This window comes from Adlercreutzia sp. ZJ176, from assembly GCF_011038975.1.
Taxonomy (GTDB): domain Bacteria; phylum Actinomycetota; class Coriobacteriia; order Coriobacteriales; family Eggerthellaceae; genus CAAEEV01.
The window spans coordinates 51,135-74,760 of record NZ_JAAKEC010000016.1; the positions used below are offsets into that span (position 1 = coordinate 51,135).

A 23,626-nucleotide genomic window follows, 5' to 3' on the forward strand; every position below is an offset into this window, starting at 1 on the left:
CATACCGCTTGACCTGTCAATGCCGGAGCCCAACGAGGAGTCGCTTCAGGCTGTACGGGAGGCGGATGACTTCTTTTCCTCCGGGAAGCCGGCGCGGTTCAAGACAGCCGCTGACATGATCGCATCTCTCGAGGAATAACATGCTCGAAGTCGAATACGGCTCTCAGTTCAAGCAGGATTGCAAGCGCCGCGAGAAGAGGCATCTGCTTGGGACGCGGATATGAGCTTGCGCCCATGAGCGGCCGCGCGGGTCGTGCGTAATGTGGACGAGATAATAACTCGGAATCTCGCCGCGTTGCTGCGCTAGAATAGGCGCGGTGCGTACATCCGCGAGTGCAAGGACATTCCATGTTTCAACCAGTGAAGATCGCCCCCTCCATCCTGTCCGCCAACTTCATGAGCTTCCAGGCCGACATCGACCTGATCGAGCGAGTGGGCGCAGGGTACGTGCACTACGACGTGATCGACGGGCACTTCGCCCCGAACCTCACGGTGGGCATCCCCGTGCTCAAGCAGCTGGTGAAGTCGACGAGCCTGCCTGTCGACGTGCACCTCATGATCGACAACCCGGAGCGCGAGCTGCCGTGGTTCCTCGACGTGCTCCAAGGCGCTGCCGACCCGACGGCCTGCGTCGTCACCGTGCACGCCGAGGCGCTCTACGGCCCGCAGCTCGCACGTGCCGTCGAGGTCATCCACGCGGCGGGCTGCAAGGCGGCCGTGGCGCTGAAGCCGTGCACGCCGGTCGCGGTGCTGGCCCCGGTCATCGCCGAGCTCGAGATGGTGCTCGTGATGAGCGTCGAGCCCGGGTTCTCGGGGCAGAGCTACATCGAGGGGTCGGACGCGAAGGTGGCCGAGGTGGCGGCCCTCGCGCGCGCGGCGGGCGCGAGCCCGCTCATCGAGGTGGACGGCGGCGTCGGCGTGGCCACGGCCCCGCTCGTGGCAGCCGCAGGCGCCGACGTGCTCGTGTGCGGGAACGCCGTGTTCGCGGCCGAGGACCCGGCAGCGGCCCTCGCGCGCATCGAGCAGGCGGCGAACGAGGCGCGCGAGGCGGCCCTCGCCGCGCAGGCGTAGAGGCGGGCGGCGAAGAAGGAGGCTTGAAGCTGCATGCCAGCTAAGGTAACGGACACCTACGTGTACCTCGACTACGCGGCCACCGCGCCTCTGTGCGAGGAGGCGGCGCGCGCGATGGAGCCCTACCTCGTGCCGGGGCGCGCGAACCTCGCCGCGGGCGGCAACGCGAACTCGCTGCACTCCGCGGGCCGCGCGGCGTTCGAGCGCATGGAGCGTGCGCGCCGCCAGGTAGCGCACGACCTCGGCGCCACGCGGCCCGACGAGATCGTGTTCACCTCGGGGGCCACCGAGGCCGACGACGCGGCCGTGCTCGGGCTCGCTCACGCCGCCGCCGGCGCGCGCCGGCGCAAGGGGGCGGGCGGCTTCACGCCGCACGTCATCACCACGGCGCTCGAGCATGACGCGGTGCTCGCGCCCGCGCGCCGCTTGGAGGCGGACGGCATGCGCGTGACGTACCTGGCGCCGAACGCGCGCGGGTTCGTGGAGCCCGCCTCGCTCGAGGCGGCGATCGACGCGGACACGGTGCTCGTGTCGGCGCAGATGGCGAACTCGGAGGTGGGCTCCATCCAGCCCGTGGCCGAGCTCGCGCGCATCGCGCACGCCCACGGGGCGCTCTTCCACACCGACGCCACGCAGGCGCTCGGCAAGGTGCGCGTCGACGTGGGCGCGCTCGGCGTCGACGCAGCCTCGTTCTCGGGCCACAAGGTGGGTGGGCCGAAGGGCGTCGGCGCGCTGTACCTGCGCGCCCGCACGCCGTTCGCCCCGCAGCAGCTCGGCGGCGGGCAGGAGGGCGGCCGGCGCAGCGGCACGCAGAACGTGTGCGGCATCGCGGGCTTCGCGGCGGCGGTCGCCGCGGCGGCGGACGCCGAGGCTGAGGCCGAGCGCCTGCGCGCGCTGCGCGACCAGCTCTACGCGGGCCTTACGGCGTTCGAGCCCGTGAGCGCCACGGTGCCGGTGGAGCCCGGCTCGCGCGACTACCTGCCCAACATCGTGCACGTGCTCGTCGACGGCCTCGAGAGCGAGACGCTCATCCTGCGCTTCGACATGATGGGCTTCGGCGTCTCGGGCGGCAGCGCGTGCTCGTCGCACTCGCTCGAGCCGAGCCACGTCCTGCGCGCCATCGGCGTGCAGGGGGACGCCGCCTACGGCGCGCTGCGCGTGTCGATGGGCCGCTACACCACGCAGGAGGACGTCGAGGCGTTCCTCGCCGCCGTCCCGAAGGCACTGGAATGGTAAAGGCGCCTCTCTTGCCGCAGGCGAGCGGGCTTGAGAATATCTACGAAACGGAGCAAAAGAGACAATGGAACTTGTAAACACGCATTGCCACTCCAAGTACTGCGGGCACGGGGTCGGCGAGATCGAGGAGTACGCGGCCGCTGCGGAGGCGGCGGGCATCACCACGCTGGCGTTCACCGAGCACTACCCGCTCACGCCGGCGTTCGACCCCGACGAGTACCTCTCGGTGCTGCCCGAGAACATGCCGCGGTACCTGGAGGCCGTCGAGGCCGCGCGCCGCGCGCACCCGAAGCTCGAGATCATCACGGGCTCCGAGATGGACTACCTCGGCGACGACGAGGATCGCGTGATCACCGAGGCCGACCTGGCGCCCTTCACGCTGCTGCTCGGCTCGGTGCACTTCGTGGACACCTGGGCCTTCGACGACCCGGCCCTGCGCGACCGCTGGGAGGAGCCCGGCGCGCCCGACGCCATCTGGAAGCGCTACTTCGAGCTGTGGTGCGACGCGGCGTCCGACTCGGCGCAGCCCTACCACGTGATGTCGCACCCCGACCTCGCGAAGAAGTTCAACTACTACCCCAGCTACGACGTGGCGCCCCTCTACGAGGCGGCGGCCGAGGCGGCGGCGGCCGGCGGGCGCATGATCGAGCTGAACACCTCGGGCAGCTACTACGCGTGCGCCGAGATGTTCCCCGCGCCCGCGCTGCTGCGGGCGTTCTGCCGCGCGGGCGTCCCCTGCACGGTGGGCACCGACGCGCACGAGCCGGCCAACGTGGCGCGCGACATCGAGCGCGGCTACGCGGCCCTGTACGAGGCGGGTTACCGGGTCGTTACCGTTCCGACGGCCACGGGCGACCGCCGAACCATTACCATCGAGTAAGCGCCGCGCGCTCAGGCGCGCATGTTCGGCTCAGGCGCGCAGGCGCAGCTCGGACGCGCGCATGCACAGCTCGCGCAGGCAGGCTCGGCCGCGCGCGGCAGGTCAAGCAAAGGAGGCATCATGGCGCTGTTCAACCGAAAAGACCCCCAGGGAACGTCTCCTGGCGAGGAGGCATCGAAGAGAGGGGCGCTCGTCAAGCGCCCGGCGCGCGCCATCGCCAAGGCGGCGCCGACGTTCACCGTCGGATCGCTCGAGGCGGCGCTGCTCAAGGAGTTCCCCGCGCAGGACGCGGAGGAGTGGGACCGCATGGGCCTTCTGGTGGGGGAGGCGGCGCTTCCCGTCGAGCGCGTGGCCGTGGCGCTCGACCCCACGGTGGCCGCCATCCGCGAGGCCGCCCGCGGCGGCGCCAACGTGCTCGTGACGCACCACCCCGCCTTTCTCGCGCCGCCGACGTCGTTTTCGCCCGAGAGCTCGGTGGCGGCAAGCCCCGGCGCGGGCGTGTGGGCCGCCATCCAGAACCGCGTGGCGCTCATGGACTTCCACACGGCGCTCGACGTGAGCCCGCAGGCGGCGCGCGTGCTGCCGAGCATGCTGGGACTCGCGTTCACGGGCCGCTTCGTCGAGCCGCTTCCGGGATCGAGGCGCAAGGGGTACGGGCAGATCTGCGACGTGCCCGCCGAGGATGGCGGGCCGCATACGCTCGCGCAGCTGGCTGCGCGCTGCACGGCGGTGTTCGGCAGGGCGCCGCGCGTGTGGGGCGAGTTCGACCGCCCGCTACGCACGGTGGTGACGGCCACGGGCTCGGCGGGGACCTGCGGTCGCGCGGCGCTTGCGGCGGGGGCGGACTGCCTCGTCTGCGGCGAGGTGAAGTACCACGAGGCGCTCGACCTCTCGGGCGCGGACCTGGCCATCATCGAGCTCGGGCACGACGTGAGCGAGCTTCCGCTCGTGGCGGTGCTGGCCGAGGCGCTCGCGCGCGTGGGCGTGGCGAAGGACGCCATCATGGTGATCGACCAATCGGGCAACTGGGCCACGCCCGAGGCGCTGCGCGTCTAACGCGGCCCGGGCGGCCGGCCTGCGCCCGGGACGTCGCACGCCGAGCGCCAGGCAAGCGTCGGGCAAGCGTCGGGCAGGCGCCCTGCCCGCGCCCGACCCGCTCAGCGTTTCGGTTTTCGCGCGCGTCGCTGAAAACGCGGGCGCCAGGGCGGGCGTCTTGGCGTATAGTTGGAGCATCACTTCGCAAGCAAGGGGGTCACACCATGGAAGCTCAGCACGACGACATCGCCGGACTGCTTCAGATCCAGCAGATCGACTTGGACATCCTGCGCCTGAACAAGCAGCTCGAGGAGCTCCCGCAGCGCGCCGTCATCATGGAGGCGCGCAAGAAGCGCGAGGCCGTGGGCGGCAAGCGCGCCCAGGTCGACGCCCTCAAGAAGGACGCCGCGCAGCGCCTCTCCCGCATCAGCGACGAGGACGCCTCGCTTGCGAAGAAGGAGGCGGGCACGCAGGCGGCCATCGAGGCGGCCAGCGGCAACTACCGCAACGTCGAGGCGCGCACCAAGGAGCTCGCGGGCATCGCCAAGCGCCGCGCCAAGCTCGCGGACGACCGCGCGAAGGCGAGCGACGAGCTCGACAAGATCACGCAGCTCGAGACCCAGGTGCTGCACGCGCTCTCTGACATCGACGCCGCCGAGGCCCGCGCGGTCGAGTCGTTCAAGCGGGAGGGCGGCGCGCTCAAGATGGGCGTCGCCAAGCTCGAGGCCGAGCGCGCCGAGCTCGCCGGCCGCATGACGCCGGCGGTGCTGAGGCTCTACGAGAAGACCGCCGCGCGCACCGGCGGCGTGGCGGTCGGCATGCTGAACGGCGACCGCTGCGGCGTGTGCCGCGCCGCCATCGAGGGCGGCCGCCTCATCGAGCTGAAGGCCCACGCGCCCCTCGGCACCTGCCCCTCCTGCAAGCGCCTCCTCATCGTGGAGTAGGGAAGCGAAGCGAAAAGCCCGCGTGAGCGGGCTTTTCGAGGGTATGCGGCGAAGGGGTCGGCGCAGTTGGCGCGAAGTCGGCACGGCTGGCATGAAGGCCGGCACGGCTGGCGCGCATACGTGCCGCCCCAACGCAAAAAAGCCCGCGCGAGCGGGCTTTTCGATGCCTTAAGCGAATCGGGCTTGCGAGCGGGCGCTAGGCGCGCTCGACCTTACCGGCCTTCAGGCAGGAGGTGCACACGTTGGCCTTGCGCACGTGACCCTTGGCGTCCTTGATGGTCACCTTCTGCACGTTGGGCTTGAACCAGCGATTGGTCACACGATGGGAGTGGCTGATGCTGCGACCAGCAACAGGCTTCTTACCGCAAACTTCGCAAATCTTAGACATTCGTATCAACTCCAATAATATTCTCGGCCTAAACCGGTTAGGACAAAAAAGCTCTAATACTATAGCACATAAAACAACACCCCTTCAAGAATAATTTATGGAATATGGGCGTCTGCCTGCGCAAGCCTGCCATCGCGCGTTTAGCCCATGCGCTATACTGCATAAGATGAGCTTACGGCGGCCTCGCGGGCTCTCGTGCGCGCGAGTCACGCGCGCGCCGCGGTGCCGCTGACACGTGAAAGGAGCATCATGAGCATGAGCATTCCCGGTAATCTCCACGTTGCCAATGACGTGCTGGCCGACATCGTCGGAAACGCCGCCATGGAGTGCTACGGCGTGGTGGGCATGACCGCCCCGAACGCCGCTGACGGCATTGCAAAGATCCTTCCTGCGTCGCGCCTGCGCCGCGGCGTCGTTGTCAACACCACCGACGAGGGCATCCACGTGGAGCTCTACGTCGTCATCGAGTACGGCACCAACATCAGCACCGTCTCGCAGAACCTCATCGACCAGGTGAGCTTCGCGCTGAAGGAGTACGCGCGCGTTCCCCTGGAAGGCGTGGAGGTACACGTGCAGGACGTCAAGGTGCGCCGCTAGCCCGCTTTCGAGAGGGCGCGCGAGGGGATGCGTCGCCGCGCGCTCGCATCATTAAGGAGAGAACGAACCGCCATGTCAACCACCTACTCATCCAACGACGTGCTGAACGCCATCGCGGCGGCGAGCAAGGCTTTGAGCGCACGCAAGGAAGAAGTCAACCGCCTCAACGTGTTCCCCGTCCCCGACGGCGACACGGGCACGAACATGTCGCTCACCATCGAGAGCGTGGTGAGCAACGTCGCGCGCCTGCCCATCGGGGCGAGCGGGGCCGAGATCCGCAAGGCCATCACCACGGGCGCCCTCATGGGCGCGCGCGGCAACTCGGGCGTCATCACCTCGCAGATCCTGCGCGGCCTGTGCGAGGGCAGCGCAGGTGCCGAGGCGCTCACCACCGAGACGGTGGCCGCGGCCTTCGAGAAGGCCGTCGAGGTCGCCTTCCAGGCGGTGCGCAAGCCCGTCGAGGGCACCATCCTCACGGTGCTGCGCGACTCCGGCGCCGCCGCGGTTGACGCGCGCAAGGCGAACCTCTCCACGGTCGACGCGATCGAGTGCATCGTGGCCGAGGCATACGCCTCGGTGCAGCGCACGCCCGAGCTGCTTCCCGTGCTGAAGGAGAACGGCGTGGTTGACGCCGGCGGCTTCGGCCTGGCTATCCTGCTCGACTCGTTCGCGGCGGCGTTGCTCGGCAAGGACGGCACGATGGTCGACGAGCTCGCGTTCGCGCGCACCGCGGCCCCGAAGGTGGAGATCGAGCAGATCAACGACTGGGAGGGCTCGGCGTACCGCTACTGCAACGAGTTCCTCGTCGACTCCGAGGTGCTCGACCCCGCCGAGGCGCTCGAGTTCTTGGCCACCATGGGCGACTGCGAGCTGTGCGTGGGCAGCGTGCCGAAGTTCAAGGTACACGTGCACTCCAACCATCCCGACCAGGTGCTCGCGTACTTCCTGGAGCGCGGGCAGATCTCCGAGGTGTTCATCCACAACATGCAGCTGCAGTCGGCCGAGCGCACCGAGAAGCTCGCCGCCGAGCAGGCCGCCGAGCACAAGCCGCTCGGGTTCGTGGCCGTGGCAGCCGGCGAGGGCAACGCCGATATCCTGCGGAGCCTCGGCGTCGACGTGGTCGTCTCGGGCGGGCAGACCATGAACCCCTCCACGAAGGACCTGCTCGACGCCGTGGGCCGGGTGAACGCCGACGCCGTCGTCATCCTGCCGAACAACTCCAACATCATCATGGCGGCTCAGAGCGCCTGCGAGCTGTCCGAGATCCCCTGCGGCGTGGTGCCCACCAAGAGCGTGCCGGCCGCGTTCGCGGCCATGTTCGCGATCGACCCTGACGCGCCGCTCGAGGACAACGTCGCCGAGATGACCGAGGCGTTCGCCGAGGTGAGGACGGGCGAGGTCACCTTTGCCATCAAGGACTCCAAGGACGCGCACGACAACCCCATCCGCGAAGGCGACGTCATCGGCATCGCGGACGGTGCCATCGAGGCGGTGGGCTCGTCGGTGGAGGACGTGGTCATGGGGCTGCTCGAGGTCATGGAGGCCGAGGACGCCGACACGCTCACGCTGCTCGCCGGCGAGGACATGACCGACGAGGACTTCGCGGCCCTCGTCGAGCGCATCGAGGATGCCTACGACGACCTCGAGATCGACTCCCACCGCGGAGAGCAGCCGCTGTATCCGATCATTCTTTCAGTTGAATAAAGAATTCGAACCCTCGCTGTCGTTGCGGGCGACCTGCGGGTGAGAAGGATTTATATTTTGGTTAAGCAGGACAAAGCAAGGGAGAAGGGCGGGGCTTCGGCCTCGCCTGATCGTTTGGCGGCCACCTTGCTGCTCGACGCGCCGGCGTCGCGGGTGCGCGGCGTGAGCCCGGCGCGCGCGGGCGCGCTCGAGAAGCTCGGCATCCGCACGGTGCGCGACCTGCTTACCCACTACCCGCGCCGCTACGTGGACCTCTCGAGCGTGTGCACGGTGGCCGAGGCGCGCATCGGGTCCGCGTGCACCATCCAGGGCACGGTGCATGAGATCAGGCTCAAGCGCCCGCGGCCAAAGCTCACGCTCGTGGAGATCGCGCTCGTGGACCAGACGGGCCTCCTCGTGGTCACGGCCTTCCGCCAGCCGTGGCTCATGGACACGGTGCACGCGGGCGCGCAGGTCGCCGTGGCCGGCAAGGTGGAGTTCAACTACGGCTTCAAGCGCATGACGAACCCCTACCTCGAGGTGCTCGGCGACGAGCCCGCCACGGGCATGATCATCCCCGTGCACCCGGCGTGCGAGAAGGTGTCGGCCGCGTGGATGCGCCGGCTCGTGGAGAACGCGCTCGAGGCGACGTGCGGGGTCCTCGACCCGCTGCCGCTCGACCTGCGGGCCAAGTACCGGCTGATGAGCCGCGGGTGCGCGCTGCGCGCCATCCACTTCCCGCAGGCCATGCCCGAATCACACGAGGCGCGGCGGCGGTTGGCCTATGAGGAGCTGCTCATGCTCGAGCTCTTCCTCATGCAGCAGTCTGCCGAGCGCAGCCGTGACGTAAAGCCCGTCGCCCACGTGACGGACGGCCCGCGCCTGCGCGCGCTCGCCGCGAGCCTGCCCTTCGCGCTCACGGACGAGCAGGCGTCCGCTCGCGACGAGATCCTCGGCGTGATGGCGGAGCCGCGCGTGGCGAACCACATGCTTTTAGGGGACGTGGGAACGGGCAAGACGGTGGTGGCGGCGCACGCGCTGGCCGCTGCGGCCGACACGGGCGGGCAGGCGTTCCTCATGGCGCCGACCGAGGTGCTCGCCCGCCAGCACGCGAAGAGCCTCGGCGCGCTCTTCGACGCGGCGGGCGTGACGCATGCGCTGCTCACGGGCTCGACGAGCGCCGCCGAGCGCGCAGACGTGGTCGCGCGCGCCGCAGCGGGGGAGATCGACGTACTCATCGGCACGCACGCCCTGCTCGAGGACGACGTGGTCGCGCCCCGCCTCACGCTCGCGGTCATCGACGAGCAGCAGCGCTTCGGCGTCGACCAGCGCGCGAGGCTCCTGTCGAAGGGCGCGGCACCCGACGCACTGTTCCTCACGGCCACGCCCATCCCGCGCACGCTCGCGCTCGCGCTGTTCGGGAGCTTGACGCTGTCCTACATCAAGCACCGCCCGCACGACGCGGCGCGCCGCGCCACGCGCGTGGTGGCGAAGTCCGAGCGCGGGCGCGCCTACGACGCGGCGGCCGAGGCGCTCACGCGCGGCGAGCAGGTGTACGTGGTGTGCCCGCTCATCGGCAAGGGCGCCGACGAGCGCGATGAGCTGGCGGGCAAGGGCGCCGCGGCGCGCGAGGGAGACGCCGAGGAGGCGTTCCACCCGACGGTGGCCATCGAGGACGACGCCGACATGGCAGACGACGACGTGACGGCCGCCACGCAGGAGGCGGCGTTCCTGAGCGCGAAGGTGTTCCCCGACCACGAGGTGGCGCTTCTGCACGGCGGCATGCCCGCGGCTGAGAAGCAGGCGGTGATGGACCGCTTCCGCGCGGGCGAGATCGGCGTGCTCGTGGCGACCACCGTGATCGAGGTGGGCGTCGACGTGCCCCGCGCCACCGTGATGATCGTGGAGGACGCCGACCGCTTCGGCCTCTCGCAGCTCCATCAGCTGCGCGGGCGCGTGGGGCGCGGCAGCCTCCCGGCGCAGGTGTTTTTGGTGTCGGCCTCGAAGCAGGAGGCGGCGCTCGCGCGCCTGCGCGCCATGGAGACCACCGACGACGGCTACGAGCTCGCGGCGTTCGACCTGTCGCTGCGCCGCGAGGGCGACATCCTGGGCAACCGGCAGTCGGGCGCCTCGGCGCTCAAGCTGGTGAACGTGGTGCGCGACCAGGGCATCATCGAGGCGGCGAACGCCGACGCGCGCGCGATCATGGAGGTCGACCCGCTTTTGGAGGAGCCCGACCACGCGGCGCTCGCACGCGAGATGCGCGCCCTGTTCGCGCAGGAGCGCGCCGTCGTCGGCGGGTAGGGGCGCTCCTGCGCGGCACGCGGCCCGCGGCGGGCGGGGCCGCGCGCCCTGCGGCCTTCCTCTGGCAAGCCCGCCGCGCCGCGCGCCGCATCCCCATGTCACATCGAGCTGAAAGGACCACCCATGCGCATCATCGCCGGCGAGCACAAAGGCAGGCGCCTCGTCGCGCCGAAGGGACGCGGCACGCGCCCGACCACCGACCGCGTGCGCGAGTCGCTCATGAGCGCGCTTGCGAGCGCATGCGGCGGGCTCGAGGGCGCGGTGGTGCTCGATGCGTTCGCGGGCTCGGGTGCGCTCGCGCTCGAGGTGATGTCGCGCGGCGGGGCGCTCGCGTGTTTGTGCGAGTGCGACCGCGGGGCGCTCAAGGCGATCGAGGAGAACGTGCGGGTGCTCGGGTACGGGCGCGACCAGGTGCGCGTCTGCCGCATCGACGTGCTGAAGAGCGGTGCGCCGCGCCTGCGCGCGCCGTACAGCCTCGTGCTGCTCGACCCGCCCTACGCGCTCGAGGCGCGCGAGGTGCTCGGGGTCGTGGGGCGGCTTGCGGCGGCGGGCGCGCTTGCGCCAGACGCGGTGGTGTCCTACGAGCACGGCGCGGCGTCGAACGCGGCGGTCGAGGAGGCGGCCGCGGCGAACGGTTTGTCCCTTGCCTCGCGGCGCGCCTACGGCGATACTGTGATCGACCTGCTTGAGCGAGAAGGAGAGTAACGGCCATGAAGCGCGCCCTCACCCCGGGAACGTTCGATCCCATCACCAGCGGACACCTCGACGTGATCACGCGCGCCGCGCAGCTGTTCGACGAGGTGGTCGTGGCGGTGGCCGCGTCGCAGAAGAAGGGCCCGCACGGGCCGCTGTTCTCCCTCGAGGAGCGCGTCGAGCTGGCGCGCGCGGCCACGTCGCACCTGCCCAACGTGCGCGTGGAGGCCTTCGACGAGCTTCTGGTCGACTTCGCCCGCCGCATGGGCGCCGAGGTGGTCATCAAGGGCCTGCGCGCCGTGACCGACTTCGAGTACGAGTTCCAGATGACGGCGCTGAACTACCAGCTCGACCGCGAGCTCGAGACGATGTTCATCATGTCGCCCCCGCAGTACATGTACCTGTCGAGCTCCATCGTGCGGGAGATCGCGAGCCTTCACGGCGATCTGGACGAGTTCGTCCCGCCCTGCGTGAAGAAGGCCCTCGAGCGGAAGTTCGCCTAAGGGGAGTCTGCCTCGCTCCAGCCTGTCTCAGCTCAAGGGTCTGTCACGCTCAGCTCACGCGCTACTCGTCCTGCACCCAGAGGGTGGGGGCCACCACGAACGTGCCGGGGGCGGTGACGTTCTCCGTCGGCCCGAGGCGGTTGTAGACGCCTGCGAACTGGCCGGCGAACACGTACATGCCGGTGAGGCAGCCGAAGTCGCGCACGGGTCCCGTGAAGTCGGCCTCGTTGCCGTAGAGCGGAATCGCCGGGACGTGCGCCGGCGTGCAGAACTCTTGCACGAGGTAGGCCGACGGGCCCGCGTCGGCGCGGCAGCGCTCGACGACGGCCGCCCACTCGGCGCGGCTGAACTGCGCGCCCACGTAGACGCCCTTGTTGTCGTACCAGTCGGTGGGCTTGATCACCCAGCGCGCGGGCTCTTCCAGCACCTGGTCCAGGGGAAGGCGCGGGTCGTCCAGAAACGCCGTGAAGGGGAGGGATTCCTCGACGAGGGCGCGCTCGGCGGGCGTGAGCAGGGCCTGCGCGGCGGGGTTGCGCAGCACCGCGAACAGCTGCTTGTCGTGGGCGATCTGGGTTGCGAAGCTGCCGATCATGGGCACGGCGCCCGAGGTGACGGCGGTGACGAAGTCTTGGCAGTCGTCCCAGTGCTGCAGCAGGTCGACCACGATGCAGAAGCGCCAGATCACGTCAATCGGCTGGCGGGGCGCACCCTCGCGGGGGCGGGCGCAGGTGAGGCGCCCGCCGCTGAAGGCGAGGTCGCGCACGTCGCAGACGCTCGCGTCAGCGCCCGCCTCGCGGAAGAGCGCGGCGTAGCGGGCAAGCTCGCCTAAGGGCACGTCGTCGCCGTCCATGCACATGACGATGGCGACGTGGGGGTGCTCCTTGGCGCCTTCGCACGCGCCGTACAGGCGCATGAAGTCAGCCACCCAGCCTTCGAACAGGCGCTCTGCGTCGTCTTCCAGGCGATGGCGCGCGGCGAACGCCTGGTAGGGGACGCTGGGGCGCAGGGCGTCAAGCGCTGCGCGGGTCTTGTTCATGCCCGACGAGCAGTCGGCGTTGAACTCGACGAAGCGCGCGGCGCCGGTGGCTTCGTCGAAGAAGCAGTCGAAGCGCGCGTAGGGAAGCAGCTGCGCGCCCGCGCGCGGGGCCAAGATGAGGTCGCGCACGCGCTGGTCGAAGGCGAACAGCTCCCTGAACTGCGGGTCGGCCAGGTAGGCGGCGATCACCTTCTCGAGGATGCCGTGCACGGCGAGCGCCGTCGACGCAAGCCGGCCGCGTACGCGCTGGTCGAGGATGCGCGGCAGGTACGAGATGGGCGCCGGCGCTCCTCCCACGTACGCGCTGCTCGCCTTCATGCGCTCCCACGCGTCGCGCCTTCCCTCGCCGCTCTCGTCGGTGGCGCGTACGAGCTTGAGGTACTCGTCGTCGAGGGCAGGGCGCTCGGTAACGTTCATGGGATGCTCCTTGGTCGGGGGTAGAGGCGCGCTGCCGGCGGCGCGGCCGCGGCAGCCTGCTTAGTTTAGCGCAACGCGGCCCCGTGCGGGGCGCGGCGCCGGGTAACCGTTTTCCCGCAAATATGCGCCCTTTGTGCGCCGCCGCGCGTTCTTTTCCCTAACATGGTAGAATAGCTGAATTCATGTGCAGTTTACCTGCATCGCTATACGTTGAACTCAGCGGGGCGGCTGCCGCCGGCCCTTGAGGTGGAAGGAACATCATGGACGAAACCGGAGTCTTGGGTCTGCTCGAAGAGCTTTCTATTCTGCTTGAGGACTCGAAGCCGGTCTTTGGCAAGAACAATCTTCGCCAGGTTGACATCACGGCGGCCTTCGAGATCATGGACGAGATTCGCGACACGTTCCCCAGCGAGTTCGCCCAGTCCCGCCAGATCGTGCGCGAGCGCCAGAGCCTCCTCGATGACGCCGAGGCCGAGGCGAACCGCCTGATCGAGGACGCGCGCAGCCAGGCCATCACCATCGCGAGCGAGCAGGAGATCGTGCGCATCTCCCAGCAGCAGGCCGAGACCATCATGGCCGACGCCCGCGAGCTCGAGCGCCAGACCCGCGCCGGCGCGGAGGACTACGCCGACGAGGTGTTCGGGCACGTCGAGCAGAGCCTTGACACGCTGCTCAACAACGTGCGCCGCTGCCGCGACCGCCTGAACGCCAACTCCATCAACGTCCGCTAAGCTGACCTGCGCCGCGGCGCGCGCGTCGGCCCCGTCCCTTCGCCGCCTTGCAGCAGGGGCGCGGCGGGCATGCGGGCCGGCTGCGCACGTTCGCTGCGAGATTCGAGGGTAGACACATGGAATCCATCCGCATCCACATCCCTCATGAGCTCTTCGCGCCTGCGGAGAGCTCTCATTTTGAGGGGACCATCGAGGTGCCGGCGCTGAAGGCCGGCCCTGACCTGTATTCGTTCGCCCGCCCGCTCGCCTGGCAGGTCGACGTCACCAACACCGGTGACGCGCTTCTGGTCACGGGGACCGTCGAGGGCGACGCCACCACGTCGTGCGCGCGCTGCCTGGAGGACGTGAAGCTTCCCCTGACGGGGGACATCGAGGGCTACTTCCTGCTCGGCGGCGAGGACGCCGAGACGCCCGAGGACATGGACGAGGACGAGTTCGAGGTGCTGCCCGAGGACAACGCTATCGACCTCACGGCGCTTGTGCAGGCCGCGCTCTTGCTCGAGGCGCCGCTCATCCCGCTGTGCGACGACGACTGCAAGGGGCTGTGCCCCACGTGCGGCGCGAACCTGAACGAGGGCGCGTGCGCGTGCGGCGAGCCGGCCGAGGACCCCGACTTCGAGCTGGCGCGCAACCCCTTCGCCGCGCTGAAGGACCTCAGCTTTGACGAATGACGTGCGTCTGGGGGACGAGGCGAACGCGCACGTCTCCGCAGGCCAGGTCTGGAAGGCGTTTCTCGGCTACTACCGTCCCTACAAGCTTTTGCTTCTGTGCGACCTGGCGTGCGCCGTGGTGCTCGCCTGCATCGACTTGGCGTTTCCGCAGTTCCTGAACTTCTTCACGAAGGAGTTCTTCCTCTCGGAGCCGAGCGTGATCCTGCGCTCGCTCGGGTGGATCGCCGCGCTGTTCGCGGTGCTCTACCTCGTGCGCACGGGCTGCCAGTACTTCATCACGTGCTGGGGGCACATCATGGGCGCGCGCATGGAGGCGGACATGCGGCGCGACTTGTTCGCGCAGTACCAGCGCCTGGGCTTCGACTACTACGACCGCCACAACACCGGCACCATGATGTCGAAGATCGCGAGCGACCTGTTCGACATCTCCGAGCTCGCGCACCACGGGCCCGAGAACCTGCTCGTGTGCGCGTTCAAGATCATCGGCTCGTTCGTGCTGCTGTTCATGGTCAACGTGCCGCTCACGCTCGTGATGCTCGCGGTGACCGCCGTGATGGCGGCGTTCTCGTTCTGGCGCAACTACTGCCGCCGCACCATCTTCCGCGAGAACCGCGTGCGCATGGCGGGCATCAACGCCACGGTGCAGGACTCGCTCGGCGGCATCCGCGTGGTGAGGTCGTTCGGCGGAGAGCGCGCCGAGAAGGCCAAGTTCGCGCAGGCCAACGTGGCGTTCCTCGACACGAAGAACCGCTCGTACCGCTTTCTCGGCGCGTTCCACGCGGCGAACTCGCTGTTTTTGGGCGCGCTGTACACGGTGTGCGTGGTGGGCGGCGGCTACTTTGTGGCGCAGGGCAGCCTCCACGTGTCCGACCTGGCCATCTACGCGCTTTACATCGGCATCTTCATCGCGCCGGTCGAGCAGCTCATCAACTTCACCGAGACGCTCCAGAAGGGCTACGCGGGCTTCCGCCGCTTCATGGAGGTGCTCGTGGAGGCGCCCTCGGTGACGGACGCGCCCGGCGCGCCGGATCTGGCCGCGGCGGCGGGCGGGAGCGTGCGCGGGGAGGTGCGCTACTGTGGCGTGCGCTTCTCCTACGACGGCGAGGTCGAGGTGCTGCGCGGGCTTGACCTGCGCATACCCGCGGGAACCACCGTGGCGCTCGTGGGGCCGAGCGGGGGCGGCAAGACCACTACGTGCGCGCTTTTGCCGCGCTTCTACGACGTGGGCGCGGGGTCGGTCACCATCGACGGCGTTGACGTGCGCGACGTGAGCACGTCGTCTCTGCGTGACGCCATCGGCATCGTGCAGCAGGACGTGTACCTGTTCGGCGGCACCATCGCCGAGAACATCGCGTACGGGCGCCCGGGCGCTGAGCATGAGGAGATCGTGGAGGCGGCGCGGCGCGCGAGCATCCACGACTTCGTGATGTCGCTGCCGCAGGGCTACGACACGCTCGTGGGGGAGCGCGGCGCGCGCCTGTCGGGCGGGCAGAAGCAGCGCGTGGCCATCGCGCGCGTGTTCCTGCGCGACCCGCGCATCCTCATCCTGGACGAGGCCACGAGCGCGCTCGACAACGAGAGCGAGAGCGCCATCCAGCGCTCGCTCGAGGAGCTCTCGCGCGGGCGCACCACCATCGTGATCGCGCACCGCCTGTCGACCATCCGCAACGCGCGCATGATCGCGGTGGTGGAGGACGGCCGCGTGGTGGAGTTCGGCACGCACGCCGAGCTCATGGATCGTGGCGGCACCTACGCCCGCTACTACGAGATGCAGTTCGGCACGCACGGGGAGTGACGCGGCGCACGGCGCGCGGTCTGGGGCGCGCGGGCGCGATGCGTGTGGTGCGGGAGTCGTCGGTGCGGCGCGCGGCGCTGGGGCGCGCGGGTGCGGCAGGCGCGGCTAGCGGGCAGCGAAGCCTTCGAGGAGCACGATGAGCTCCTGCTTCTTGTGGATGCCGAGTTTCGCGTAGATGCGTTTGGAATGCGTGCGCATGGTGTTCTCGGATATAAACAGCATCTCGGCGATGGCGGGGCCCGAATGTCCGCGCGCAATGAGCTCCATGACCTCCGTCTCGCGCGTGGTGAGGCCATAGCGGCTGCTCACGGCTCGGCATTGGGAGGCAAGGCGGTCGACGGCAGGCTCTTCGGCACGAGGTTCCGGCATGGGTATTGGCTCTGAGCCCGAGGACGCTGTTTCTGCGAGCGTGATGAACTCGAGGCGGTCAGTATGCAGCTCGGGGTCCTTGCGCCCTGCGAGTGACGCTACCAGCAGCACGAACAGCGACAGCAACCCTACGAGCGAGAGCTGCTCGAGACCAACGGAGCTTGCGAGTCCCGAGGCGAACCCGACGACATAGCCGAGCGTTTGGAGCGCGTAGGCGAACAGCGCGTAGATCGCATAGATGAACACGGGGTTTATGCCGCTGTCGCGCGAGATCTGCGCGCACAGCATCATCATGAGAACGCAGGCGAGCATGAAGCAAGCGTGAGTGACGGCGATGCCCGCACCTACGAAGCTGCGTCCTGCGAACGGCAGGATAATCATGCACAGCGCTGCGACGGGGAAGAGCACGCGGTAGAAGGCCGTGAGGCTGAAAGTGATAGTGCGGGTCCTCCATATGCGATAGAACAACGCTACCGCTACGAGCAGCGAGAACATAGAGCTGATGTTGATGATGTTGAGGAGCTCCTGGTGGGTGATCGCGATGAAGCGCGCCGCGCCGGCGCAAAAGCCGAGCGCACCGACGGAGAGTGCACCTGCGAGGCTTTTGCGTATCACGTTGCGATACACCGCGGCGTGTTCGCACGGTACGTCCTCGAACATAGGCTGGTCACTTGAGGTCTGGCGTGCTGCGAGCGACAGGCACAGTCCTGCAAGCGGTACGAGTACGAGCGGGATGAGATAGGCGCATAGCGCTGCCGGGATGAGGCACAGCGTGAAGTACAGGACTGCGGAGTAGGCCGTCCCGCTGATGAGCGCCGCTGTTCCTTGGGCGCTGTCCAAGGAGGCGAACACGCGCTGCCAGCTTATCATGTAGCCTGCAAGACCGCCCCCTACGAGCAAGGCTGCGATTGCCACGAGGGCAGGCGTGGCAACCTCCAGATACATTGCGGCGATGAGCAGCACGGGCCCAAGCGCAAGCGGCACGGAGAAGCTCCATACGTGCGCATCGGTCACATACCGAGGGTGCGTCCATGCCATGCGCATGGCGCAGACGAACGCCAGGCACATGGCAGTGCCTTGCAAAAGGTAGAAGGCGGTGGTAGTCGAGGAGGTGCGGTAAACATCGGCCAGATAGGGGAAGACCCCGCCCCAGATGGACGTGGCGCCGATCGAGAGAAACGTCGCGTAGCCGAAGTTGACCACGTTGGGCTTGACGGTTGTTTGCTGCATGGCGCTCTTCGCCTTCTCTTCGCTTGTCACGCATCACCTACGGCCGTACTACCGCGTGCCATTGTACCAACTGGAGGTGTGCCCGCATGCCTGCTCACTGTGTTTTAGCCAGATGGTTATATTCTGATCAGGCAAAACGCGAAAATCACAGGAATCTGGTGATGCGCTTCGCCAACAGGGGAAGCTATATTTCAGGCCATTCGAGAGGGCGACGCTTCCGGCTTGGGCTTATCGGAAGCGCGCGTTCCTTGGTCGAAGGGGTCTTTGAGCTTACCGAGGAGATCGGGTCTTGGGAGAAGGAGGAGATATGTCAGACAGCGTGAATACGTTGACGCGACGCGCCTTCGTGAAGGCTGCCGGAGCGCTTGGCGTGGTCGGCGCGGCGGCGAGTGCTGGTATGGTGGTTGATCGCGTTCCAAAAGCTCATGCGGCAGCGCCCGCGGAGGGAGCCGAGCGGATTGTGTGGTCGCACTGTCACGTGAACTGCGGCGGTGCGTGCCCGCTTAAATTCCACATGAGGGGTGACGAAATCGTCTACGTGGAGACCGAGGGCGCCGGTGCGAGCGCGGCAGCGAAGGAGCGGGCCTTTGGCGCGACGCAGGCGCGTGCGTGCCTGCGCGGCCGTTCGATCAAGCATTTCATAGAGAGCGACAATCGGCTCGACTACCCGTTGCGTCGTGTGGCAGGCACCAAGCGCGGCGAGGGCAAGTACGAGCGCATCAGCTGGGATGAGGCGCTCGACATCATCGCGAGCGAGTTTACGCGCATCACCAAGACATACGGCAACGAAGCCGTGTTCATTCAGGAGTGCTCGGGCGTCGAGCAGAACATCATGATGAACAACCCGTTCTTCCGCCTGTTCAACCTTTGTGGTGGCGTGGTCACGCGCTACGGTAGCTACTCAAGCGCAGCCATCAGCTTTGGCGCCTACCCCTACACCTACGGCAAGTCGTGGGGAAATCGCTCGCTCAAGACCATCCAGGAGGGGGAGCTCGTGGTGTTCTTCGGCTACGCACCTAACGACATGCGCATGTCGGGTGACGGCGCGGGGTATGACATCAACGTGGCGCGCGAGCAGAAGCACGCCCGCGTGATCGTGATCGACCCACGACGAAGCGAGTTGTGCACCAATCAGGACGTTGAGTGGATCCCCATCGTGCCGTGCACTGATGCGGCGCTTGTGGCGGGCATTGCGCACGTGCTGATCGCCGAGGACCTTGTCGACCACGACTTCCTTGACACCTACTGCGTGGGTTTCGACGAGAAGACTCTGCCTGAGGATGCGAAGGGGCAGAATCTCTCCTACACCGACTACATCATGGGCACCGGTTACGACAAGATAGAGAAGACGCCTGCGTGGGCTGCGGCCATCACGCGCGTCCCCGAGGAGCGTATCGTGCGCTTGGCGCATGAGATTGCCGACGCCAAGCCGTGCTACATTTGCCAGGGCCTTGGACCTCAGCGCCATACCAACGGCGACAACACAGCGCGCGCCATCATGGTGCTTCCGCAGCTTGTGGGCCAGGTGGGTCGTCCCGGCACGACTTCCGGCGGCTCGGTGGGCAACAGCGGCATCGGCCTTAAGTCTCTCCCGACGGGCACCAACCCCATCAAGACCAAGTTTCCGAACTACCTGTGGCCCGAGGTCATTCGCGATGGTGCGAAGCTTACGGCTACCAACGCTGGCATCAAAGGCGCCGATGCGCTCAAAGTGGGCATTAAGATGCTCGTGAACTATGGCAACAACATGATCGCCAACCAGAACGGCGACATAAACACCACTACCGACATCGTGCGCGACGAGAGCCTCTGTGAGTTCATTTTGGCCTACGACGTGCAGATGACCGACTCGTGCAAATATGCCGACATTATCTTGCCTGACCTGACGCCCCAGGAGACCGTCTCGCTGTCAGCGGCGGGTGAGGGCTGCGACGTTAAGGGCATCCGTTTCGGCCAGCCTATCTGCGAGCCGAAGGGGGAGCGTCGCGAAGTATATGAGGTGTGCGGAGAGTTGGCTCGGCGTCTCGGCGTGTATGACGAGTACTCCAACGGTGGAATGACTCGCGAGGACTGGTGCCGCAAGCTCTATGAGGAAATGCGCGAGAAGAATGCCGGCATGAATCTCCCTGCTTACGACGAGGGCGTGGCCCAGGGCTCTTTCAGCTTTGACATCGAGCCTTCCGACAAGGTGGATGACTTCATCTTAGATCCCAAGGCCAATCCGCTTCCCACGGCTACGGGCAAGATCCAGATCTACTCTCCCGAACTTGCTGCGATGGCGAAGACCTGGAAGCTTGGGCAGGGTGACCTCATCACGCCGGTGCCAGTGTACTTTCCTGGCTATGACGGTCCTGATGACGTGACTGACGAATACCCGCTCATGATTTGCGATTACCACTATAAGGGCACGGTGCATTCCACTTATGCCGTAAACCCAGCGGTCAATGAGATGACGCCGTTCCAAGTGCTCATTAACCCGATTGATGCTGAGAAATACGGTATTTCCGACCTGGATAAAGTGAGCCTCACGAGTGCTCAAGGTGAGATACGCACACAGGCGCGTGTCACCAACCGCGTGATCCCGGGTGTGCTCATGTACCCGCAGGGTGGCTGGCACTCCGCTGACATGGACGGCGACCGCATTGATCATGGCGGATGCAGTAATACGCTCACAAGCCGTCACTGCTGTCCGGTGTCGAAGGGAACGGGTCAGCACAGCGTAATCGGTCGAATCAAGAAGGTGGAGGCGTAAACATCATGACGCAATACGGTTTCTACTATGATGCCACACGTTGCACAGGGTGTCACACGTGTGAGGCAGCATGCCGCGACTATCACGGCCTTTCTCTCAAGATGGCGTTTCGACGTGTGTACGAGGTGGAGGGCGGCTTGTGGTCGCAGGCGTCCGACGGCACCTGGATCACTGACTCGTACGCTTACTACACTTCGATCTCCTGCCAGCACTGCGATAATCCCGCCTGCACGCAAGTGTGTCCTACGGGTGCCATGCACAAGGGTGAGAACGGCATCGTGTCGGTTGAAGAGAAGCGGTGCATCGGCTGTGGATACTGTGCGCTGGCCTGCCCTTACAAAGCGCCTCGTGTTGATCGCGAAGTAGGGCATTCCGTGAAGTGCGATGGCTGCGCCTCGCGCATGGCTGCGGGTGAGCTTCCTATTTGCGTGGAGGCCTGCTCGATGCGCTGTATCGAATTCGGCTCCATCGACGAGCTGCCTCGGGGTACGCGTGCCGCAGTGGCGCCGCTGCCTGACCCGTCAGTGACGCAGCCGAATCTTTATATCAACGAATGTGCTGCCGCGCAACCGTTCGGCAGTCTTGATTGCAGAATAGCCAACGCAGCGGAGGTGGATTAACGATGGGAAACGGATTTGAGCATACGGCGCTGGCCGTATTCACCACGCTGGCTCCTTTGGGTGCTGCAACGTTTGTGGTGTTGGCAGCGGCTTTCTGGAAAGGAGATTTGACTGAGGACATGGCGCGACGACTTGACAAGGCCACAGCGTTGCCGGTAGCGCTTGTGCTGGTGGGTTTTGTGGCGGCGTTCTTCCATCTGGCAGCACCGCAAAACGCCGTTGGCGTGTTCGCGGGCGTGGGTTGCTCGCCTCTCTCTAACGAGGTGCTGGCGGGAATCGTCTTCGTAGCCATTATGCTGATCTACTGGGTGTCTGCATTGGCGGGCAAACTGGAAGCGCGTTCGGGCGTGCGCCATGGGCTTTTGGCCGTCATTTCGGTGTTGGCTGTGGTGTTTGCGGTGTTCTGCGGATTCGCCTATCTCACGCCCACTATTCCCACGTGGAACAACCCCCTGTCTGTCATCCAGCTGGTTGGATACTCTCTTCTGGGTGGTGCAGTGTGTGGCGCGCTGGCATGCGCCATTGCTCGCATTGACTTGTTTGGCGTGCTTGGTGTAATCACGTGTTGCATGGGCTCAGCGGGTCTGGTCGTTGGTGCGGTGAGCTTCGGCGGCTTCATTGCAGCATGCGGCGGAGTGCACAACTCCTGGGGCTGCGCTCTTGATGCGGTGCCGAACATCTGGCTTTCGTTCGCGGCTTTCGTTGCGGCTGGTTTGGTAGGCACGGGCGTGCTGTTTGCGGCGCGCAAGCGCTCGAATATGACGGTGGCGCTGACAGTTGCGCTTGTGCTTGTGATCGTGGGCGTGTTCATCGCGCGCATCGGCTTCTATGGGCTGTATGCAGGGCTTGCCTTATGAGGCTCTAGAGGTTTTCGAGGTTGCAGCCGTGCGGATGCTGGCGGTGGCTGGTGGTGAAAGGGTTTTCGCAAGACAGGTGGTTGCCGGAATGCGACCTCCTGTCTTGCGTGGTGTGAGGGCACAGGGACTGCGGTGATGCGGGTTCGCAGCGCAGCGTGGGAAAGGGAAGGAGAAGGAGGAGCGCATGGACGTGGCCATGCAGGAGATAACGCTGGTGCTGTTTACCACGGTAGGACCCGCAGGGGCCGTGGGCTTTGTCGTCATGGCGCTCTCTGCGCTTGTTCGTGACGTGATGGGCAGGAAGGGCGCTGCTAGCGTGGGCGTAAACGCGAGCTCTGCGACGGGCATGAATGAGCATGCGGCGACGGCCGTCGTGCCTGATGCTTTCTCTCGTATTAGTCGTTATCTCGTGATCCCGCTCGCGCTTGCCATCACGGGCCTCGTCGCCTCGGCCACGCACCTTGGCACGCCTGCCAACGCGCTCTTCGTGCTCGCGGGCGTGGGACGCTCGCCGCTGTCAAATGAGGTGGTGGCAGCGGTGGTGTTTCTCGCGCTCGGCGGTTCGTTTTGGATCGCGTCGTTCTACGAGAAGCTGCGTCCGCGTGCGGCACGCGCCTGGCTTTCAGTGAGCATAGCCGCAGCACTTGCATTTGTGGGGTTCGTGGCGGCTGCCTATTCAGTCGAGACGGTGCCTACGTGGAACATGGCGTACGGCCCAGCTACGCTCTGGCTCGGTGGCGTCTCAAGTGGTGTCATGGTGGGGCTTTTCGGAATCGCCGTGTCGAAGGTGAGCTTTAAGGGTAGCTTCGAGCGGGTGTGCGTTCTTATTGCGGCGACATGCGTGTTGGCCGAGGTAGTGGTGCTTGTGGCTGAGAACGCGGCGCTGTCGGGCGTGTCTACCACCGCACAGGAGGCGTCTGCGCTGGTTCCCTGGTTGCCTGCGGTCATCGGCGTCTTCGCTGTGCTCAATGCTTGCGGCGTAGCGCTGGCTTTTCGCGCTGCGGCTGGCGGCCGCACCTTGCGTGAGCGAACTTCGCTTGCAGGAGCGGCAGCTGCATGTGCCCTTGTCGCCTGCTTTGCTGTCCGTTTCTCCTTCTATGCCATGTATATGACCGTCGGCCTCTGAGGGGTTATGCTCAACGATCTGGGTTTCGGAAGCATTTGCTTGCATAATGTCTGCCTACCTGCAATGTCGAGCAACCAATCGGGGCAACCAACCGCAACCAACCCCACCGGCCCCACCAGCCGCGGCATCCCAGTCGCCCCAACCGCCTTCGATCACGGCTCAAATTTTCGAAAATAGGGCTTGCCACGGCGTGCGCGTATGTTTAAAATAGACGAGCTGCAAAACACGGGGTGTTAGCTCAGTTGGTTAGAGCGCCGGCCTGTCACGTCGGAGGTCGCGAGTTCAAGTCTCGTACATCCCGCCATTTTTTGCAGGCCCGCATTGGGGTGTTAGCTCAGTTGGTTAGAGCGCCGGCCTGTCACGTCGGAGGTCGCGAGTTCAAGTCTCGTACATCCCGCCATCTAAAACTCCTGGCCAGACGATCGTCTGGCCTTTTGCTATTTCGCGGTCGATTGCGGGCTAAGGCGGGTTAATGCTCAAACAGTGTGGTTCTTGCAATTAATCGATTAAGGGATATAGGCGATTAATCCCTCATTGGGGATAACCCCAATTAACAGATTAGGCATATAGGCAGAAAAGTGTGTAAAGGAAATCATTCGACACCGTAAGGATATGGGGTCGAACGATGGAATTCAGACCACACTAGCCCCTCTCCCCAACGAGCGGGCGCCCCGGTGTCGTCGCCCTG

Annotated in this window: 20 protein-coding genes and 2 tRNA genes; 19 read left to right on the plus strand and 3 right to left on the minus strand. The window is 66.5% G+C overall.

Features of this window, described 5'->3' with window-relative positions; genetic code table 11:
* Positions 1 to 348: 348 nt before the first annotated feature.
* From rpe to G7Y50_RS09430, 5 genes are all read left to right on the plus strand, one after another.
* Positions 349 to 1,071, plus strand: coding sequence for a ribulose-phosphate 3-epimerase (gene rpe, locus G7Y50_RS09410; protein WP_165053524.1), 723 nt, complete (start codon positions 349 to 351; stop codon positions 1,069 to 1,071).
* 33 nt (positions 1,072 to 1,104) lie between these two features.
* Entirely contained in the window at positions 1,105 to 2,307 is a 1,203-nt protein-coding gene (locus tag G7Y50_RS09415) for a cysteine desulfurase family protein (protein WP_165053528.1), read from the plus strand.
* A gap of 64 nt (positions 2,308 to 2,371) precedes the next feature.
* Positions 2,372 to 3,187, plus strand: coding sequence for a histidinol-phosphatase HisJ family protein (locus G7Y50_RS09420; protein ID WP_165053531.1), 816 nt, complete (start codon positions 2,372 to 2,374; stop codon positions 3,185 to 3,187).
* A 120-nt stretch (positions 3,188 to 3,307) separates the two neighbouring features.
* Entirely contained in the window at positions 3,308 to 4,243 is a 936-nt protein-coding gene (locus G7Y50_RS09425) for a Nif3-like dinuclear metal center hexameric protein (RefSeq protein WP_165053534.1), read from the plus strand.
* 203 nt (positions 4,244 to 4,446) lie between these two features.
* Positions 4,447 to 5,166 (plus strand): zinc ribbon domain-containing protein, encoded by a 720-nt coding sequence (locus G7Y50_RS09430; RefSeq protein ID WP_165053537.1) that lies wholly within the window; start codon positions 4,447 to 4,449, stop codon positions 5,164 to 5,166.
* Positions 5,167 to 5,362: 196 nt separating this feature from the next.
* Here G7Y50_RS09430 and rpmB read toward each other — a convergent pair whose 3' ends face one another.
* Positions 5,363 to 5,554 carry a 50S ribosomal protein L28 gene (gene rpmB / locus G7Y50_RS09435; protein WP_165053540.1) on the minus strand — a complete coding sequence of 64 codons (192 nt, stop codon included), beginning with the start codon at positions 5,552 to 5,554 and terminating at the stop codon, positions 5,363 to 5,365.
* 249 nt (positions 5,555 to 5,803) lie between these two features.
* Here rpmB and G7Y50_RS09440 point away from each other — a divergent pair, with 249 nt between their 5' ends.
* From G7Y50_RS09440 to coaD, 5 genes are all read left to right on the plus strand, one after another.
* A complete protein-coding gene (locus G7Y50_RS09440) occupies positions 5,804 to 6,151 on the plus strand; it encodes an Asp23/Gls24 family envelope stress response protein (RefSeq protein ID WP_165053544.1) in 348 nt (115 codons plus the stop codon).
* 72 nt (positions 6,152 to 6,223) lie between these two features.
* The gene (locus tag G7Y50_RS09445; RefSeq protein WP_165053547.1) at positions 6,224 to 7,855 is read left to right on the plus strand and encodes a DAK2 domain-containing protein; all 1,632 of its coding nucleotides are present in this window, start codon (positions 6,224 to 6,226) and stop codon (positions 7,853 to 7,855) included.
* Positions 7,856 to 7,912: 57 nt separating this feature from the next.
* On the plus strand, positions 7,913 to 10,138 hold the full coding sequence (locus G7Y50_RS09450; RefSeq protein WP_165053550.1) for an ATP-dependent DNA helicase RecG: 2,226 nt from the start codon (positions 7,913 to 7,915) through the stop codon (positions 10,136 to 10,138).
* 123 nt (positions 10,139 to 10,261) lie between these two features.
* Positions 10,262 to 10,843, plus strand: coding sequence for an RsmD family RNA methyltransferase (locus G7Y50_RS09455; protein ID WP_165053553.1), 582 nt, complete (start codon positions 10,262 to 10,264; stop codon positions 10,841 to 10,843).
* A gap of 5 nt (positions 10,844 to 10,848) precedes the next feature.
* Positions 10,849 to 11,334: a pantetheine-phosphate adenylyltransferase gene (coaD, locus tag G7Y50_RS09460; RefSeq protein ID WP_165053558.1), complete on the plus strand. Its 486-nt coding sequence runs from the start codon at positions 10,849 to 10,851 to the stop codon at positions 11,332 to 11,334.
* A gap of 61 nt (positions 11,335 to 11,395) precedes the next feature.
* Here the strand turns inward: coaD and G7Y50_RS09465 are convergent, their stop codons facing one another.
* The gene (locus G7Y50_RS09465; protein WP_165053561.1) at positions 11,396 to 12,787 is read right to left on the minus strand and encodes a circularly permuted type 2 ATP-grasp protein; all 1,392 of its coding nucleotides are present in this window, start codon (positions 12,785 to 12,787) and stop codon (positions 11,396 to 11,398) included.
* Between the two features lie 260 nt (positions 12,788 to 13,047).
* Here G7Y50_RS09465 and G7Y50_RS09470 point away from each other — a divergent pair, with 260 nt between their 5' ends.
* From G7Y50_RS09470 to G7Y50_RS09480, 3 genes are all read left to right on the plus strand, one after another.
* A complete protein-coding gene (locus G7Y50_RS09470) occupies positions 13,048 to 13,518 on the plus strand; it encodes an ATP synthase F0 subunit B (RefSeq protein ID WP_165053564.1) in 471 nt (156 codons plus the stop codon).
* Positions 13,519 to 13,634: 116 nt separating this feature from the next.
* Positions 13,635 to 14,189: a DUF177 domain-containing protein gene (locus G7Y50_RS09475; RefSeq protein ID WP_165053567.1), complete on the plus strand. Its 555-nt coding sequence runs from the start codon at positions 13,635 to 13,637 to the stop codon at positions 14,187 to 14,189.
* Positions 14,179 to 15,984 (plus strand): ABC transporter ATP-binding protein, encoded by a 1,806-nt coding sequence (locus tag G7Y50_RS09480; RefSeq protein WP_165053570.1) that lies wholly within the window; start codon positions 14,179 to 14,181, stop codon positions 15,982 to 15,984. The genes G7Y50_RS09475 and G7Y50_RS09480 overlap by 11 nt, the downstream gene beginning before the upstream one ends.
* Positions 15,985 to 16,089: 105 nt before the next feature.
* Here the strand turns inward: G7Y50_RS09480 and G7Y50_RS09485 are convergent, their stop codons facing one another.
* Positions 16,090 to 17,583, minus strand: coding sequence for a helix-turn-helix transcriptional regulator (locus tag G7Y50_RS09485; protein ID WP_165053610.1), 1,494 nt, complete (start codon positions 17,581 to 17,583; stop codon positions 16,090 to 16,092).
* 307 nt (positions 17,584 to 17,890) lie between these two features.
* Between G7Y50_RS09485 and G7Y50_RS09490 the strand changes: the two genes are divergently transcribed.
* The 6 genes from G7Y50_RS09490 to G7Y50_RS09515 all read left to right on the plus strand — a co-directional run bounded on the left by G7Y50_RS09490 (position 17,891) and on the right by G7Y50_RS09515 (position 23,338).
* Entirely contained in the window at positions 17,891 to 20,335 is a 2,445-nt protein-coding gene (locus G7Y50_RS09490; protein WP_165053573.1) for a DMSO/selenate family reductase complex A subunit, read from the plus strand.
* Between the two features lie 5 nt (positions 20,336 to 20,340).
* Positions 20,341 to 20,955, plus strand: a complete 615-nt coding sequence (locus G7Y50_RS09495; protein ID WP_165053577.1) for a 4Fe-4S dicluster domain-containing protein — start codon at positions 20,341 to 20,343, stop codon at positions 20,953 to 20,955.
* Between the two features lie 2 nt (positions 20,956 to 20,957).
* Positions 20,958 to 21,812, plus strand: coding sequence for a DmsC/YnfH family molybdoenzyme membrane anchor subunit (locus G7Y50_RS09500; protein ID WP_165053580.1), 855 nt, complete (start codon positions 20,958 to 20,960; stop codon positions 21,810 to 21,812).
* Between the two features lie 196 nt (positions 21,813 to 22,008).
* A complete protein-coding gene (locus G7Y50_RS09505; protein WP_241159516.1) occupies positions 22,009 to 22,938 on the plus strand; it encodes a DmsC/YnfH family molybdoenzyme membrane anchor subunit in 930 nt (309 codons plus the stop codon).
* Positions 22,939 to 23,165: 227 nt separating this feature from the next.
* Positions 23,166 to 23,242 (plus strand) — tRNA-Asp (locus tag G7Y50_RS09510).
* 19 nt (positions 23,243 to 23,261) lie between these two features.
* A tRNA-Asp gene (locus G7Y50_RS09515) sits at positions 23,262 to 23,338 on the plus strand.
* The last annotated feature ends 288 nt before the right edge of the window (positions 23,339 to 23,626 follow it).